Origin of the sequence: Thermoclostridium stercorarium subsp. stercorarium DSM 8532 (genome assembly GCF_000331995.1) — a bacterium.
Lineage (GTDB): Bacteria > Bacillota > Clostridia > DSM-8532 > DSM-8532 > Thermoclostridium > Thermoclostridium stercorarium.
In genome coordinates this window covers 1,491,545-1,507,838 of the sequence record NC_020134.1, presented here as the reverse complement: position 1 = coordinate 1,507,838, position 16,294 = coordinate 1,491,545, and the positions used below count along the sequence as shown (strand labels likewise).

At 42.3% G+C, this 16,294-nt stretch carries 12 protein-coding genes and 1 CRISPR repeat array; of the genes, 11 read left to right on the top strand and 1 reads right to left on the bottom strand.

Going from position 1 to position 16,294, the window contains the following annotated elements:
• Positions 1-7 precede the first annotated feature (7 nt).
• From hemZ to topA, 5 genes are all read left to right on the top strand, one after another.
• The gene (gene hemZ / locus CST_RS06580; protein ID WP_015359069.1) at positions 8-1,468 is read left to right on the top strand and encodes a coproporphyrinogen dehydrogenase HemZ; all 1,461 of its coding nucleotides are present in this window, start codon (positions 8-10) and stop codon (positions 1,466-1,468) included.
• 62 nt (positions 1,469-1,530) lie between these two features.
• Positions 1,531-1,896: a hypothetical protein gene (locus tag CST_RS06575; protein ID WP_015484995.1), complete on the top strand. Its 366-nt coding sequence runs from the start codon at positions 1,531-1,533 to the stop codon at positions 1,894-1,896.
• 149 nt (positions 1,897-2,045) lie between these two features.
• On the top strand, positions 2,046-3,827 hold the full coding sequence (locus tag CST_RS06570; protein WP_015359067.1) for a glycoside hydrolase family 2 protein: 1,782 nt from the start codon (positions 2,046-2,048) through the stop codon (positions 3,825-3,827).
• Between the two features lie 401 nt (positions 3,828-4,228).
• Positions 4,229-4,522: a CRISPR direct-repeat array (repeat unit 30 nt; unit sequence CTTTTAATCTAACCATAATGGAATGTAAAT).
• A 215-nt stretch (positions 4,523-4,737) separates the two neighbouring features.
• Positions 4,738-5,499 (top strand): polysaccharide deacetylase family protein, encoded by a 762-nt coding sequence (locus CST_RS06565; RefSeq protein ID WP_015359064.1) that lies wholly within the window; start codon positions 4,738-4,740, stop codon positions 5,497-5,499.
• Positions 5,500-5,633: 134 nt separating this feature from the next.
• On the top strand, positions 5,634-7,766 hold the full coding sequence (gene topA / locus CST_RS06560; RefSeq protein ID WP_015359063.1) for a type I DNA topoisomerase: 2,133 nt from the start codon (positions 5,634-5,636) through the stop codon (positions 7,764-7,766).
• A gap of 46 nt (positions 7,767-7,812) precedes the next feature.
• Here topA and CST_RS06555 read toward each other — a convergent pair whose 3' ends face one another.
• Positions 7,813-9,027, bottom strand: a complete 1,215-nt coding sequence (locus tag CST_RS06555) for a CapA family protein (protein WP_015359062.1) — start codon at positions 9,025-9,027, stop codon at positions 7,813-7,815.
• Between the two features lie 285 nt (positions 9,028-9,312).
• Here CST_RS06555 and leuC point away from each other — a divergent pair, with 285 nt between their 5' ends.
• From leuC to ilvN, 6 genes are all read left to right on the top strand, one after another.
• Positions 9,313-10,578 (top strand): 3-isopropylmalate dehydratase large subunit, encoded by a 1,266-nt coding sequence (leuC, locus tag CST_RS06550; protein WP_015359061.1) that lies wholly within the window; start codon positions 9,313-9,315, stop codon positions 10,576-10,578.
• Positions 10,579-10,627: 49 nt separating this feature from the next.
• Complete coding sequence (leuD, locus tag CST_RS06545) at positions 10,628-11,116, top strand: 3-isopropylmalate dehydratase small subunit (RefSeq protein WP_015359060.1); 489 nt, start codon at positions 10,628-10,630, stop codon at positions 11,114-11,116.
• Positions 11,117-11,162: 46 nt separating this feature from the next.
• Positions 11,163-12,254: a 3-isopropylmalate dehydrogenase gene (gene leuB, locus CST_RS06540; protein ID WP_015359059.1), complete on the top strand. Its 1,092-nt coding sequence runs from the start codon at positions 11,163-11,165 to the stop codon at positions 12,252-12,254.
• 28 nt (positions 12,255-12,282) lie between these two features.
• A complete protein-coding gene (gene ilvB / locus CST_RS06535) occupies positions 12,283-13,953 on the top strand; it encodes a biosynthetic-type acetolactate synthase large subunit (RefSeq protein WP_015359058.1) in 1,671 nt (556 codons plus the stop codon).
• A gap of 97 nt (positions 13,954-14,050) precedes the next feature.
• Positions 14,051-15,709 (top strand): dihydroxy-acid dehydratase, encoded by a 1,659-nt coding sequence (gene ilvD, locus CST_RS06530; RefSeq protein WP_015359057.1) that lies wholly within the window; start codon positions 14,051-14,053, stop codon positions 15,707-15,709.
• A 72-nt stretch (positions 15,710-15,781) separates the two neighbouring features.
• Complete coding sequence (ilvN, locus tag CST_RS06525) at positions 15,782-16,270, top strand: acetolactate synthase small subunit (RefSeq protein ID WP_015359056.1); 489 nt, start codon at positions 15,782-15,784, stop codon at positions 16,268-16,270.
• The last annotated feature ends 24 nt before the right edge of the window (positions 16,271-16,294 follow it).

The window sequence follows — 16,294 nt, the reverse complement described above, 5'->3', positions numbered from 1 at the left end:
AGTAGTTATGTTATATATCGTAATACCTGAAGAATTCCGTTCGGGTGCGGAAGAGCTGATAAAACTCTTTTTCCCGCGAAACGGATATAAATTTATTGAAAAAACAGACATTCTTGACCCAAACGATATTTTCATCAGTTTGGACATAAATGATGAGAATGACAAACATGAAATAAAAATTTGTCTTAAGCACGAAGATGAAATTTTATATTCAGAATCGGCTTGTATTGAAAAGAAAGACGAATGCAACAGAATAAGATCACAGGCCAAGGTATTGTTATATAACTGTCTTAGCCATTATACCGGAAAAAAGTTACCTTGGGGTGCTTTGACCGGAATTAGGCCTGCCAAGATAGTTCGTTCTCTTTTAAACATGGGATTAACATCTGACGAAGCTTACAGAAAACTGACGGATTATTACAAGCTTTCTGAAAACAAGGCGCGGCTTACCGTTGAAGTAGCTCTTAATGAAATGGGATTTTTAAAAAACGCCGAAAAGAAGGTAAGCGTTTACATAGGCATACCTTTTTGTACCAGCAGGTGCATATATTGTTCATTTCCGTCGGTTGAAATGAGCAAGTTCGGTAATCTGGTTTCCGATTATCTGGAAGCTTTGCATAAGGAAATGCAGTGGGTCGCGCAATGGATAAGGGACAGAAATTTGGAAATAGACACCGTTTATATCGGAGGAGGCACTCCTACAGCCATATCCGAATCCCATCTGGATTACCTGCTGAATTCCGTAGTTTCCGTTCTCCCTCTTGAAAATATAAGGGAATTTACCGTTGAGGCAGGAAGGCCTGATACACTGAATTTTGAGAAGCTGAATATTATCAGAAACGCCGGTGTTACGCGTATAAGCATAAATCCGCAGACAATGCAGGAAAAAACTTTAAAACTGATCGGGCGTAACCATACCGCTTCTCAGGTATTTGAAGCTTTTGGCATGGCCAGGGCGTTAGGTTTCAGAAATATTAACTGTGATCTTATAGCAGGACTTCCTGATGAGAATGAAAGGGATTTTGAAGAGACATTGGCCAGAATCGGGGAGTTAAGCCCTGACAGTGTAACCGTACATACGTTGTCTGTAAAACGAGCTTCGCGGCTGATTAATGAAATGGAAATAATAAGGCAGACAGATGATGAAACGGTTAACAGCATGGTCGAAACGGCGGGGTTTTTTCTTCGGAGTATGGGGATGCACCCGTATTATCTTTACAGACAGAAAAACATTCTGGCAAACCTTGAAAACGTGGGTTATGCCAAACCGGGATGTGAGGGCATATATAATATTCTGATTATGGAAGAAGTACAGACAATATTGGCATTAGGCGCCGGGGCATCGACAAAAATCGTATATCCGGAAGAAAACCGAGTTGAAAGAGTTTTCAATGTGAAGAACGTTGAACAGTATATACGGAGAATTGACGAGATGATACAAAGAAAAATTAAATTACTGGACACATAATCACACTATTCCGTTATTGACATAAGATAACAGTGTGATATATGTTAAGCAGGAGTGATCCAATGAACGGTTATTATTATAATCCTGGCCAGGGGTATTACCATGGGCACAATTACGCATACGGGGGATCATATCCGGTAAGGGTCCAGTGCCCATATTGCCTCAACCTGTTCGACGTTGACGTATACAATATCCAAAATACGGAATATTACCGGTTTACCCCGGTATATCCTAAAATTCCATACGCAAACATGGGGCATGCCGATTTCGGTTATGACAATCTTTACCCTTCGGCGGATAATACACATTCTATTTATTATAACAAATCTGGTTACATCTGCCCCTGCGATAATGTAAATAACCCCTGGGACAATAATAAAATGTATACTTCAAATGAAAATTCGCTCTCCGATCAGGAAACTCAGTAAAAAAAGCATACATCATTTCACACCCCGGCTTTCAGGTTTTCGCTTGAATTATGGGTGTGAAATGGTGTTTTTTTATTTGATTTATTTTATTGCAATGTTAAAATAAAATCGGATAATCTAAAAAAGTTTTTATGAGGGAGTTAGAGAGTATGGATACGAAGCATGTGGGAAACTTTACGCAAAATATTCACGATGAGGACTATGAAATACCTTATCTGTCAAAAATGGTAACTGCCTCTGACATGATTATCGACACGGGCAGGGAAAAGGAAAGTCTGAACGGGTACTGGAATTTTCAGATAGATCAGTATGATACATGTATCAGATCAAAATGGTATGAAGAAAAGTATAAAAACGAAAACGGAATGTATCTTCCCGTGGATTTCGACTTTGACCGGTGGGGTACGATAAAAGTGCCATCATGCTGGAACACTCAGAAGGAACGCTTTTATTATTACGAAGGTCCAGCTGTTTACACAAGAACGTTTCGTTATGTTAACAAAGGCGAAAAGAGGGTTTTTCTTAAGTTTGGAGCGGCGAATTACGAAGCCAAAGTGTTTCTGAACAGAAAGTACATAGGCATGCACAGGGGAGGTTCCACACCGTTCTATTTTGAAGTTACAGGAATGCTTGAGGAAAATAACCGCCTGCTGGTGGTTGTGGATAATACAAGGAAGAAAGAAGCCGTACCCGCGCGCAACACCGACTGGTTCAATTACGGTGGGATATACAGGGATGTTGAACTTATAAGGCTTCCCGAAACCTTTATAAAAGATTTCTACATTAGCCTTGTTCCTGACAGCGGATTCAAAAAAATCAGAGTGGTACTTGAAATAGACGGCCCTGAAAAAAATGGCATGGCGAGACTTGAAATACCTAAACTGAACCTGTACAAAGAAATGGAATGTGTGGACGGAAAAGCCGATGTAATAATAAACGCCGAGCCTGAATTGTGGAGCCCTGAAAAACCCAGGTTGTATGATGTGAAAGTTAGTTATCTTTCGGATACAATCCAGGACAGAATTGGTTTCAGGGAAATTAAAGCGGACAAAAACGGTATTTACCTGAACGGGAAAAAGATTTTCCTGAAAGGTGTCTGCGCCCATGAAGAAAGTGTTATAAACGGTAAAGCCGTCACCGATGACGAGATTATTGAAAATTTCAAGCTTGCAAAAGAAATGAACTGCAATTTCATGCGTCTTGCCCATTATCCCCATACCGAGAGAGCGGCAAAAATAGCAGATAGAATGGGAATACTTCTGTGGGAGGAAATCCCGGTTTACTGGGCCATTGACTTTTCAAATCCAGATACATACAAAAATGCGGAAAATCAGCTAACAGAGCTCATAAAGCGCGACAGAAACCGAGCAAGTGTAATTATATGGTCGGTAGGAAATGAAAACGCCGACACCGATGAAAGGCTTCAGTTTATGAGTTCCCTTGCCAAAAAAGCAAAAGAAGTGGATCCTTCAAGACTTGTTTCTGCGGCATGTCTTGTGGACCACAGTGAATTAAAGATCAAGGACAGGCTGGTTGATTACCTTGACATTATAGGTATTAACGAATATTACGGATGGTATGCTCCCGATTTTAATGATCTTATTAAGGTGTTTAACAACAGTAATCCGCAAAAACCCGTCGTAATAACCGAATTCGGTGCCGATGCCCTAAAAGGGGCCAGGGGAACGGTCAACGATCTCGGTACAGAAGATTGCCAGATGCATATTTACAAAATGCAGACGGAGACATTGGGCAAAATACCGTATATTCACGGAACTTCGCCCTGGATATTGTATGATTTCAGGTGTCCGAGAAGAACCAGTGCCCTGCAGCTTGAATACAACAGAAAAGGTCTTCTGTCTGAGGACAAGACGTATAAAAAACCTGCATTCTATGTAATGAAGGAATTTTATGCTTCTATAAAAGATTAAACGAAAGGAACAGATATACAGCTACATTATTTTAACGTAGGGCAGCATTGAAGCGTGATTTTGTGGCTTGTACCGAATTTAGAGACATGCCGGAAAAAATCAGAATGGAACATATGGCTTTTGAATCCGGGCAGGCGCTGCAGACAGGTGCCTGCCTTTTTAAATTTTACGTTTTGTCTTAAATGAATTTGCAAATTTATTTATTGTTCATTAGAATATAGATTAAGAGGAATATCTACATAAAAACATCCGTATGGCTTAAAAATCGAGTTACTTTATTGTCTGTCGATCCTGAGTAACGGAAAATATACGGGGGATCGACAGATGTATCGGACTTTGAAAAATGAATAATCTATTTAAATTGTATAATACATAAGATGTAATATTTTTTTTAATCTTAACTTTTAATCTAACCATAATGGAATGTAAATTGGTATTGAAAAGGACGGTATAAGTACAGACGCAATTCTTTTAATCTAACCATAATGGAATGTAAATATACCTCTGCTGCCTTCCTCATTTTCGGCGGTTCCCTTTTAATCTAACCATAATGGAATGTAAATACATAAATCTTACAGCCCAATACCACCGGGTGTTTTCTTTTAATCTAACCATAATGGAATGTAAATGTTGTAGTCAGCTGTATGGCATTTCGTAATGGTTGGATTTTAATCTAACCATAATGGAGTGTAAACCCAACTTACGGGGAGTGGAAACGAAAGAACCTCTGCCGGAGGTTCTTTTTCATTTGTCATAAAAGCTGTGGTATAAAACATGGTGTAAAGGCAGGCGTGGCAATGTGCTTGCCTTTTTTATTCCTTTTGGTGAACAGGTAATATTTTTTAGGTTTATGAATAATCTTTTTTAACCGGCCATATATAAACAATGGAAAAAACTTTGGAGAAGTTTTATGATAGTTATCCGAAGAAGGACAATAGCAATATTTTTTGTGTCTTTGGTGTTATGCCTTATGATGTTTTTAACGGTAAACGGGAAAATTATAGAAGTCAGCGCCCCGGTAAGAGAAATACCAATTTACAGTGTTGAAAACAGCGAAGGAAAGGTATCGATTACCTTTGATTGTGCATGGGGGGCTCAGGATATTCCTGAAATACTCAGAATTCTAAAGGAGAAAAACGTAAAGGCCACTTTCTTTGTTGTCGGGGAATGGGCAAGGAGAAACCCTGAAGAAACAAAAATGATTGCCGAACAGGGGCATGAGTTGGCCAATCATTCGGAAAATCATTTTAAGATGAGTGTGCTGAGCAAGGATAAAATAAAGAAGGAAATAATGGATTGTTCAAAAACAATAGAGGAAATTTCCGGTGTAAAGACCGATTTGTTCCGTGCGCCTTACGGCGACTATAATGATACGGTTATTTCAATTGCAAGGCAGAACGGGTATTTCACAATCCAGTGGAGTATTGATTCTCTGGACTGGAAGCCGGGCATTACCCAAGAGGCAATACTTGAACGGGTTTCAAAGGTTTCAAGCGGAGATATTCTGCTGTTTCACAATGATACATCCCATACGGCTAAAATATTGGGAAAAGTAATAGACATAATAAAGGAAAAAGGATTAAAACCCGTTCCGGTGTCCGAACTTATACTGAAGGATAATTTTGAAATAAGGCATGACGGAAGGCAAATACCCGCCGGTAAAAAACAGTAAACATAATTTCCCAGAGAACCATTTAAACAATAATTACATATATTTCCAAGCCATAAATAAAAACAGTTTACAAAACAATATATCAATGATACTATAACAAATTAGAGCGAAGCCGAACGAAACGGAGGATAAGTATGGCAAAATATCTTGTGATTGTTGAATCACCGGCCAAGGCAAAAACAATAAAAAAGTTTCTTGGCTCAAATTATAAGATAAAAGCCTCTATGGGGCATGTTCGGGATCTTCCTAAAAGCCACATGGGAGTTGATATAGAGCACGGTTTTGAACCAAAGTACATCAATATACGCGGTAAAGGTGATTTAATCACGGAGCTGAAAAAGGAAGCGAAAGAGTCAGAAAGAGTGTTTCTTGCAACCGACCCCGATCGCGAAGGGGAAGCAATTTCATGGCATCTGGCTAATATTTTTCAAATTGACAGCAATGAAAAATGTAGAATTACTTTTAATGAAATAACTAAAAACGCAGTTTTAAAAGCTCTGCAGGCACCAAGACCCATAGACATGAATCTTGTCAACGCCCAGCAGGCGCGGCGTGTTCTTGACAGAATAGTGGGCTACAAAATAAGCCCTCTTTTGTGGAAAAAAGTCAAAAAAGGTTTAAGCGCCGGCAGGGTTCAGTCTGCTGCAATAAAAATTATTTGCGACAGGGAAAGGGAAATTGAAAATTTCATACCCGAAGAATACTGGACCATTGAAACTTTGCTCAGCAAAGAGGACGGCAGGACCTTCACTGCAAAATTTAGCGGTTTGGTCAACGAAAAAATTGAGCTGAAGACACGGGAAGATGTGGATCGTATTCTTGGAAATATTGAAAATAAGGAGTTTACAATACGGAATATAAAACGCAGTGAAAAGAAACGTACCCCGTCCCCGCCGTTCATTACCAGCACGCTCCAGCAGGATGCAGCAAGAAAATTCGGTTTTTCTGCAAAGAAAACAATGATGCTGGCGCAGCAGCTGTATGAAGGTGTTGAAATAGAAGGAGAAGGTTCCGTGGGTCTAATCACATACATGCGTACTGACTCAACACGTATATCTGATGAGGCTTTGAATGCCGCAAGGGAATATATACTGAAGAATTACGGGGAAAAATATCTTCCAGAAAAACCAAGAGTTTTCAAGGCCAAATCGGGTGCGCAGGACGCCCATGAGGCAATAAGGCCGACGTTGCTTGAATTCACACCTGAACGGGTCAAAGATTCGCTTTCACGGGATCTTTACAGACTGTATAAACTTATCTGGGACAGATTTATCGCCAGTCAGATGGAGTCGGCGTTGTATGATACAATGTCTGTCGAAATTACCTGTGGTGACTATTTGTTCAAAGCGTCAGGATCAAGGATTGCCTTCAAGGGTTTTCTTGTACTTTATGAAGAAGGCAAGGACGACGATAACGGGGAAGAAAGCGATGAAACGGGCATATTGCTTCCTGAGCTGACCGAGGGAGAAGTGGTAAAACCAGTTGAAATAAAACCCGCTCAGCATTTTACCCAGCCGCCTCCAAGGTATACCGAGGCAACCCTGGTAAAAACCCTTGAAGAAAAGGGAATAGGCCGTCCGAGTACGTACGCTCCGATAATCAGTACAATAATGTCCAGGGGATACGTAGTTAAGGAAAAGAAATATCTTTATCCCACCGAATTGGGGAAAATTGTAAACAGTCTGATGGAGGAACATTTTAAAGAGATAGTGGACGTGAATTTTACGGCAAAAATGGAGACACAGCTTGACTTGGTGGAAGAAGGAAAACTTGAATGGAAAAATCTTCTGAATGAATTCTACAGCGAATTCAGTAAAACGCTGAAAGCAGCGGAAGAAAGCATTAACAAGGTCGAACTTCCTGTCGAGGAATCGGACGAAATATGCGAAAAATGCGGACGCAGGATGGTTATAAAGACCGGAAAATACGGCAAGTTCCTTGCCTGTCCTGGTTTTCCCGAATGCAGAAATGCAAAGCCGCTTTTTGACGACGCCGGTGTCAAGTGCCCGAAATGTGGCGGAAAGGTTCTTATCAAGAAAACAAAAAGGGGAAAGAGCTATCTGGGCTGCGAAAATTATCCCGAGTGCGACTTTTCAACATGGGATATGGCTTCTGACAAAAAGTGTCCAAAATGCGGAAACTTTATGACAAAGAGATTTAAAGGCAAGATGATTCAGTATACCTGCAGTCTGAGCTCCTGCGGATATGAGTTTGAGGAGGAAAGGAAACAGTCTGAAAACAAATCTGAAAACAATGGAAACGATTAAAAAATAAAAACGCCTTCGTCTGTAAAAATGAAGGCGTTTTTTGGTATCACCGGAAGTCCTGCATTTTTTCCATGGTTCTAATATACGAGCTTTTCAGTTTTTCAGCCAGTTTCTCATCAACCTGGTTAAAAATTTCGTTTTCAAGGGACGGAATTGGAATGATAGAATATTTGTAAACGTTATTTTCACTGTATCTGTGTACCCAGGCCGGAATATGTTTCACCGAGACTATTCGGGTTTGGCCCGACATTAAATCTTTCTCGAGTTTTATTTTTACCATAACGTTTTCCTGAGTCAGTTCGCTCAGCTTGGTTTCCGGGTTATTGTCGTCAATTTGGTTGGAAAGGAAATTTCCCATACTGTAAATGATGTATTTAATTTTTCCGTCTGTTTCCCGGATTTCGGAACGTTCAATAACATGGGGATGGGAACCCAGGATAATGTCAGCCCCGGCACTGAAAATCATATCGGCAAGTTCGGTCTGTTCCGCAGTGGGCTCAACACGATATTCGACACCCCAGTGCATAAGTACGACTACCACATCAACAAGCGATGAAAGTGATTCAATTTCATTTTTAATTTTATCCCTGTCTATAAGGCTTAGGTGAATATTGCGTTCTTCTTCGGTCAGACGGTTTTCATTCATATTGCATCCGTATGTGTAGGAAAGAAACCCGACTTTAATCCCGTTTAAATCCCTTATTGTGTACCTGGGCTCGGAAGCATCTTCAAATGTGCCGATTACCTGCAGGTTATTCCGTTTAATAATGTCCCTTGTTTCAAAAAGGCCGTTCAGTCCCCTGTCAAGGCAGTGATTGTTGGCTGTGTTTACCATATCAAACCCTGCATAAGCAAAAGCGGTAATAATAGCCGGTGGTGCATTAAAAAGAGGGTATCCGGTATAGTTGGTATCTGTCTCCATACATGCACCTTCAAAATCTATTATGGAGAGATCAGCCTCTTCAACGAATGGCTTGATTCTGTCAAATATATAATTGTAGTTATATTCCACGGTGTTATTTTTTCCGCTTTTAACAACAGGCTCATGCATTATGACATCGCCCGCGGCAAGGATTGTAGCCGTTACCGGGGCCGGGGTCGGTGTTGGTGTCGGTGTCATAGTCGGTACCGTTGTGGGGGTGGGGACCGGCGTATTTTTAACCGATTGGGACCTAAATGCCGTTACGTCGGCTTTTAAAGTACATGCCGAGAAGAAGACAAACACGATAATAAAATAAAAAATTTCCTTTATCTTTTTCATAGTCATACTCCCTGTAAATATACGCTTTTACTTCCATTAGTACCTTAATAGTAACATAACGGTCATACAGATTTCAACAAAAATAGACACGATATTCCAGTCCAATGTATGATTAAATTGAGCAAAAATCATTAAAATTTTACGCCAATTTAAGTAAAAAAACAGAAGTAATAATTTAATATTCCAATATAATAATTGCTAATATTCTCGGAAACGGATTATTACCGGTTTTAGCGGTAAGTGAGACAATTTCGTTCAATATGTCTGAATGGAGAGGTGTGGCGTATGGGTATGACAATGACTCAGAAAATACTGGCAAAACATTCGGGAAATAAATATGTAGCACCTGGAATGTTGATATCTGCGAAGGTAGACATGGTTCTGGGCAACGATATTACGGCACCGGTCGCAATTAAGGAATTTGAAAAGATTGGCGCCGAAAAGGTTTTCGACACTGAGAAAATTGCACTTGTTCCCGATCACTTTACCCCCAACAAGGATATCAAATCGGCGGAACAGGTTAAGTTGATGCGGAATTTTGCAAGAAAAATGGGAATAAAACATTTTTTCGAAATAGGACAGATGGGGGTTGAGCATGCCCTTCTACCTGAATTGGGGCTGGTAACGGCGGGAGATCTGGTTATAGGTGCCGATTCACATACATGTACATACGGAGCACTCGGCGCGTTTTCCACCGGTGTGGGAAGCACGGATATGGCTGCCGCAATGGTCACCGGCGAAGTATGGCTTAAAGTGCCGGAAGCTATTAAATTCAATCTTATCGGGAAACCCGGTGAATGGGTAAGCGGGAAAGATATAATCCTGCACATTATCGGCCAGATTGGCGTTGACGGTGCCCTTTATAAATCCATGGAATTCACCGGCGAAGGTTTGGAATTCCTTACAATGGATGATAGATTCACCATAGCAAATATGGCAATAGAAGCCGGTGCCAAAAACGGGATTTTTGAAGTGGATGATGAAACACTGAAATATATTGCCGAACATTCATCAAAGCCCTATGAAGTGTTTACAGCCGACAGCGATGCGGAATACGTCCGGGAATATACAATTGATTTGAGCAAAATTAAACCAACAGTGGCATTACCGCATCTTCCTGAAAATACAAGACCAGTCGATGAAATCGGCGATATTCCCATTGATCAGGTGGTTATAGGTTCATGCACAAACGGAAGGATTGAGGATATGCGGATTGCGGCGAAGATTCTTGCAGGAAGAAAGGTTCATAAAAATGTAAGATGTATAATCATCCCCGCGACTCAGAATGTATGGAAACAATGCCTGAAAGAAGGACTTTTTGATATCTTTATCGAGGCGGGCTGTGCCGTTTCAACTCCGACATGCGGTCCATGCCTTGGCGGTCATATGGGTATACTTGCTGAAGGCGAGAGGGCTGTTGCAACTACAAACCGTAATTTTGTCGGGCGCATGGGCCATGTAAAGAGTGAGGTTTATCTTGCGAGCCCTGCGGTAGCCGCTGCATCCGCCGTGGCAGGAAAAATCGTATCACCGGCGGCAATAATGGACTGAATATCCGGTATGGAAAAATGACTATCGGAAAGGGAAAGGTGTGAAAGTTATGAACTATACAGGTGATGTCATAAAATACGGAGACAACATCGATACTGACGTAATAATCCCTGCGAGGTACTTAAACACCTCGGATCCGGGCGAACTTGCGAAACACTGCATGGAGGATCTGGATAAGACTTTTGTTTCAAGGGTTAAAAACGGTGACATTTTAGTCGGAGGATTTAATTTCGGATGCGGTTCTTCAAGAGAACACGCGCCTATTGCCATAAAGGCATCGGGAATTTCATGTGTGGTTGCCAAAAGTTTTGCACGAATTTTTTACAGAAACGCGATAAATATCGGGCTTCCTATCGTCGAATGCCCCGAATGTGTTGATGAAACGAACGACGGCGACAAACTGGAAGTGGATTTGGATAATGGTGTAATAATTAATCATACCACAGGGAAAAAATACAAAACCACGGCTTTTCCTGAATTCATTCAGGACATTATTAAATCAGGCGGACTTATGCAGTACATAAAAAACAAAAAATAAGAATTCCCGTTACTGAAATTTTAAGTAAAAAGGCAGGAGGTCTGCGATGAATTCTGTAACGAATACATATAAAATCACGGTATTACCGGGAGACGGTATTGGGCCCGAAGTCATAAAACAGGCTGTCAAAGTGCTGGATAAGGTGGCAGAGGTGTTTGGCTTTGGCGTGGAATACAATTATGCCGATATAGGCGGAATTGCGATAGATAAAACCGGCGATCCGCTGCCGGCCGAAACTCTTGAACTGTGCAAAAAATCGGACGCAGTGCTTCTTGGTGCCGTCGGCGGACCAAAATGGGATGATCTTCCGTTGAATAAACGCCCTGAGGCCGGGCTACTGGGAATACGTTCAGGGCTTGGGGTATTTGCAAATTTCAGGCCTGCAAAAATATTCCCACCGCTAAAAAATTCAAGCCCGCTTAAAGACAGAATTATAGGGGATAATCTGGACATCCTGGTACTGCGTGAACTTACCGGGGACGTTTATTTCGGAGAAAAGAAAAGAACGGTATATGACGGCGAGCCCTGCGCGTATGATACGATGATTTACAGAAAATTCGAAATAGAAAGAATAGCCCGCCTTGCGTTCGAAACAGCAAGGAAGAGAAAGAAGAAGGTCACATCGGTGGACAAGGCAAATGTGCTTGAAGTTTCACGGTTCTGGAGGGAAATTGTCACTGAAGTGGCAAAGGATTATCCCGATGTGGAATTAAAACATTTGTATGTCGATAATGCGGCAATGCAGATTGTAATTAACCCCGGACAGTTTGATGTTATTGTCACGGGAAACCTTTTTGGCGATATTCTGTCGGATGAAGCGGCGATGATTACCGGTTCAATCGGCATGCTGCCGTCGGCAAGTCTGAATTCTAAGGGATTTGGGCTTTATGAACCCGTACATGGCTCAGCCCCGGACATTGCGGGGCAGAACAAGGCCAATCCTCTCGCTGCGATTCTGTCAGTTGCGATGATGCTGGAATATTCGTTTAACATGAAAAAAGCGGCAGAGGCTGTTGAAAACGCAGTTTTGAGAGTACTCCAGGAAGGATACGCAACAAGGGATCTGGCAACGGAAAACTCAGAAGTCTTAGGATGTGAAGAAATGGGAGATGCGGTGGTGAGCCGGATTATCGGATAATCAATTAAAATGAAGCGGGGTGATCTTTTTGAAATTAACCGGTGCGGACATTGTCATAGAATGTTTGAGGGAACAGAATGTGGATACAATATTTGGTTTTCCCGGCGGAGCTGTGCTGAATATATACGATTCCCTTTATAAAAAAGGAGAAGGTATAAGGCATATTTTGACATCCCATGAACAGGGCGCTGCTCACGCCGCCGACGGTTATGCAAGGGCAACGGGAAAACCCGGTGTGTGCATAGCGACTTCGGGGCCCGGGGCAACAAACCTTGTAACGGGGATTGCTACTGCGTATATGGATTCTATACCTCTGGTGGCTATTACAGGTCAGGTACCTTCAACGCTTATAGGAAGAGATTCCTTCCAGGAAGTGGATATTACAGGAATAACCGAACCAATCACCAAGCATAATTTTCTTGTGAAAGATGTCAACAGGCTTGCAGAAACCATGCGCATGGCTTTTGAAATTGCCACAACGGGAAGACCAGGCCCGGTCCTTGTGGATATATGCAAGGACGTAACAGCCGACGAGACTGAATTCATCCCGTTCGACGGCAGGAAAAGGCTTAATCTGGATATTAAGGACCTGTATACCGAAAAAGACCTGGATGAAGCGGCATATGCAATTCAGAATGCGAAAAAGCCGGTTATTCTCGCCGGCGGCGGAACGATAATTGCAGGTATAACCGATCTGGTGCTTGAATTATCCGAAAAAATGATGATACCTGTGTCAACCACTTTAATGGGAACAAGTGCAATTCCGAGTTCGTATCCTCTGTATACCGGACTTCTCGGTATGCACGGCACAAGAGTTTCAAATAAGGCGGTTTCGGAGTGTGATCTCCTTATAAACATCGGTGCCCGTTTCAGTGACAGGGTTATAAGCGACATGAAGAGATTTGCGCCGTATGCAAAAATTATGCATATTGACGCAGATCCGGCAGAAATCAATAAAAACATTAGTGTTCACTATCCGCTTACCGGGAATACGGATAAAATAATGAAAGGCATTATTGAACGTCTTAAAAAGGTAGAGCGCTCCGAATGGGCCGAGCAGGTGTTAAAATGGAAAGATGAATACCGTCTTGTAATACCGGATAACGGGCAGCTGAAACCGTCGTACATTATAAAAAAGTTTTCCGAAATGGTGCCCGATGCTTATGTTACAACAGAAGTGGGCCAGAATCAGATTTGGGCAGCCCAGTATTTTGACTATAAATTCCCCAGGCAGTACATATCTTCTGGCGGACTTGGCACTATGGGCTATGGTACGGGCGCGGCAATAGGTATACAGCTTGCAAAACCGGGGCGAAAGGTAATCAATTTCGCAGGTGACGGCAGCTTCAGAATGAACTGTAACGAGCTTGCGACTGCGGTTTATTATAAACTTCCCATAGTCATAGCATTGCTTAACAACGGAACGCTTGGCATGGTTCGTCAGTGGCAAACCATGTTCTATGGCGGAAGGCATTCCCAGTCGACACTGGACAGAGGGCCGGACTTTGTTAAACTTGCCGAAGCATACGGTGCCATCGGCATAAGGGTGACCAAAAAAGAAGAAGTCGTTCCTGCAATAGAAAAGGCGTTAAGTCAAGATAGCGTGCCCGTGGTAATAGACTTCATCATTGACATCGACGAAAGGGTACTGCCGATCGTGCCGCCCGGAAAAGGAATAGATCAGTTGATTTATACCTGAATGGAAATTACATAATATTGTTATTAGTTTATAATGTAAGAATGTAAGAACATGATGACATAATTACATACTAATGGCGTGATAAGGATGTGAGTGTATGCGTAGCGATATAATAAAAAAGGGTATTGAAAGATCGCCTCACAGAAGTCTTTTAAAGGCTATGGGATATACGGACGAGGAAATTGAAAGACCGTTAATTGGTGTAGTAAATTCCTTTAATGAAATTGTACCGGGACATATACATTTAAGCAAAATAGCAGAAGCTGTAAAAGCGGGTATCAGGCTTGCCGGGGGAACACCTGTGGAGTTTGGATGCATAGGTATATGCGACGGTATAGCCATGGGGCATGAAGGTATGAAATATTCACTGGCAAGCAGGGAGCTTATTGCCGATTCCTGTGAGGCAATGGCCCTGGCGCACAGTTTTGACGGTATGGTGTTTATACCAAACTGTGACAAAATAGTTCCGGGCATGCTTATGGCTGCTGCAAGGATAAACGTTCCCTCCATATTTATAAGCGGAGGGCCGATGCTTTCCATAAACTGGAAAGGGAAACAGCTGGACCTGAACAGCGTTTTTGAAGCGGTGGGAGCCTACAAGGCGGGTATGATGACAGAAGAGGAAGTACTTGAATACGAAAATAACGCGTGCCCGGGGTGCGGTTCATGTTCAGGCATGTTTACGGCTAATTCAATGAATTGCCTTACTGAAGTTTTGGGACTGGGCCTGCCGGGAAACGGAACGATTCCTGCTGTTTATGCCCAGAGAATCAGGCTTGCGAAACAGGCGGGAATGAGAATTGTAGACCTTGTCAGAAAAGACATTAAGCCGCTGGATATACTTGTACCCGAAGCCTTTGAGAATGCCCTTGCCGTCGATATGGCACTTGGGTGTTCCACAAACTCGGTACTGCATCTTTTGGCTATTGCTCATGCAGCGGACATAAACCTTAATCTTGATATAATAAACGAAATCAGCGCACGGGTTCCTAACCTTTGCAAACTTGCCCCGAGCGGTCCGTACCATGTGCAGGATTTGTATATGGCTGGCGGTGTTCAGGCCGTAATGAAGGAACTTTCCAAGAAAAACCTTCTGCATTTGGATCTTATAACCGTTACCGGAAAAACCCACAGAGAAAACATTAAAAATGCGGTTGTAAGGGACAGAAACGTAATAAGGGACATTGAACACCCATACAGCGAGACAGGTGGCATAGCCGTTCTGAAAGGAAATATAGCGCCTGCAGGCGCTGTTGTGAAACGCGCCGCAGTGGCGGAAGAAATGCTGTGCCACAGCGGTCCTGCCCGGGTATTTGATTCCGAGGACGATGCAATTAAAGCCATTTATTCAGGAGAGATAAAAAAAGGTGATGTGGTCATTATTCGGTATGAAGGACCCAAAGGCGGACCGGGCATGAGGGAGATGCTCGGGCCTACATCTGCGATAGCAGGTATGGGGCTTGACAAGGATGTTGCGTTAATAACCGACGGAAGGTTCTCCGGTGCAACCCGTGGAGCGTCAATCGGGCATGTTTCGCCGGAAGCTGCGGTGGGTGGCCCTATTGCTGCAATCAGGGACGGCGATATTATTACAATAAATATACCTGAAGGTAAACTTGATGTTAATCTTTCCCGGGAGGAAATAGAAGAAAGGCTGAAGGCATGGAGGCCGCCTGAGCCAAAGATAAGGAAAGGTTATTTGGCACGATATGCAAAGCTCGTATCGTCAGCTGACAAAGGCGCAATTTTGGAATGAAAACTGGCTTTCGTCAATTCTAAGGTGTTAAATTACAAAAGATGCCGAGATAAGAGTATTGGAGGTATTTTTATGAAACATGTACTGTCGGTGCTTGTAAATAACCATGCGGGGGTTCTGTCGAGAGTTTCCGGCCTTTTCAGCAGACGGGGGTTTAATATTGAAAGTCTCGCAGTGGGTGTTACTCATGACCCTGCCATCTCCCGCATGACAATAGTGGTTGAAGGGGACGAAAATACGGTTGAACAGGTGGAAAAACAGCTTGGAAAGCTTATTGACGTTATAAAAGTTAAGCGGCTCGATATTGAAGATTCAGTTCACAGGGAACTGGCGCTTTTCAAGGTGAACGCAGATACATCGGTTCGTTCTGAAATAATGCAGATAGCTGAAGTATTCCGGGCAAACATTGTTGATATCTCGGAAAAAACACTTACAATTGAAACATCGGGCAGCTCAAAAAAAGTGGCTGCGATGCAGCAGATGCTGAAACCATTCGGCATTCTTGAAGATGTCAGGACAGGTATTATATCTTTGGAACGTGGAGAAAAAACAATTATTTGAATTTTATAAATTATATCGAAAGGA

Excerpts from the sequence above, each read along its gene's own strand:
- topA (WP_015359063.1), top strand. The coding sequence starts at position 5,634 with ATGGCAAAATATCTTGTGATTGTTGAATCACCGGCCAAGGCAAAAACA.
- ilvD (WP_015359057.1), top strand. The coding sequence starts at position 14,051 with ATGCGTAGCGATATAATAAAAAAGGGTATTGAAAGATCGCCTCACAGA.
- CST_RS06565 (WP_015359064.1), top strand. The coding sequence starts at position 4,738 with ATGATAGTTATCCGAAGAAGGACAATAGCAATATTTTTTGTGTCTTTG.
- hemZ (WP_015359069.1), top strand. The coding sequence starts at position 8 with ATGTTATATATCGTAATACCTGAAGAATTCCGTTCGGGTGCGGAAGAG.
- leuB (WP_015359059.1), top strand. The coding sequence starts at position 11,163 with ATGAATTCTGTAACGAATACATATAAAATCACGGTATTACCGGGAGAC.
- leuD (WP_015359060.1), top strand. The coding sequence starts at position 10,628 with ATGAACTATACAGGTGATGTCATAAAATACGGAGACAACATCGATACT.
- ilvN (WP_015359056.1), top strand. The coding sequence starts at position 15,782 with ATGAAACATGTACTGTCGGTGCTTGTAAATAACCATGCGGGGGTTCTG.
- CST_RS06575 (WP_015484995.1), top strand. The coding sequence starts at position 1,531 with ATGAACGGTTATTATTATAATCCTGGCCAGGGGTATTACCATGGGCAC.
- leuC (WP_015359061.1), top strand. The coding sequence starts at position 9,313 with ATGGGTATGACAATGACTCAGAAAATACTGGCAAAACATTCGGGAAAT.
- CST_RS06570 (WP_015359067.1), top strand. The coding sequence starts at position 2,046 with ATGGATACGAAGCATGTGGGAAACTTTACGCAAAATATTCACGATGAG.
- CST_RS06555 (WP_015359062.1), bottom strand. The coding sequence starts at position 9,027 with ATGAAAAAGATAAAGGAAATTTTTTATTTTATTATCGTGTTTGTCTTC.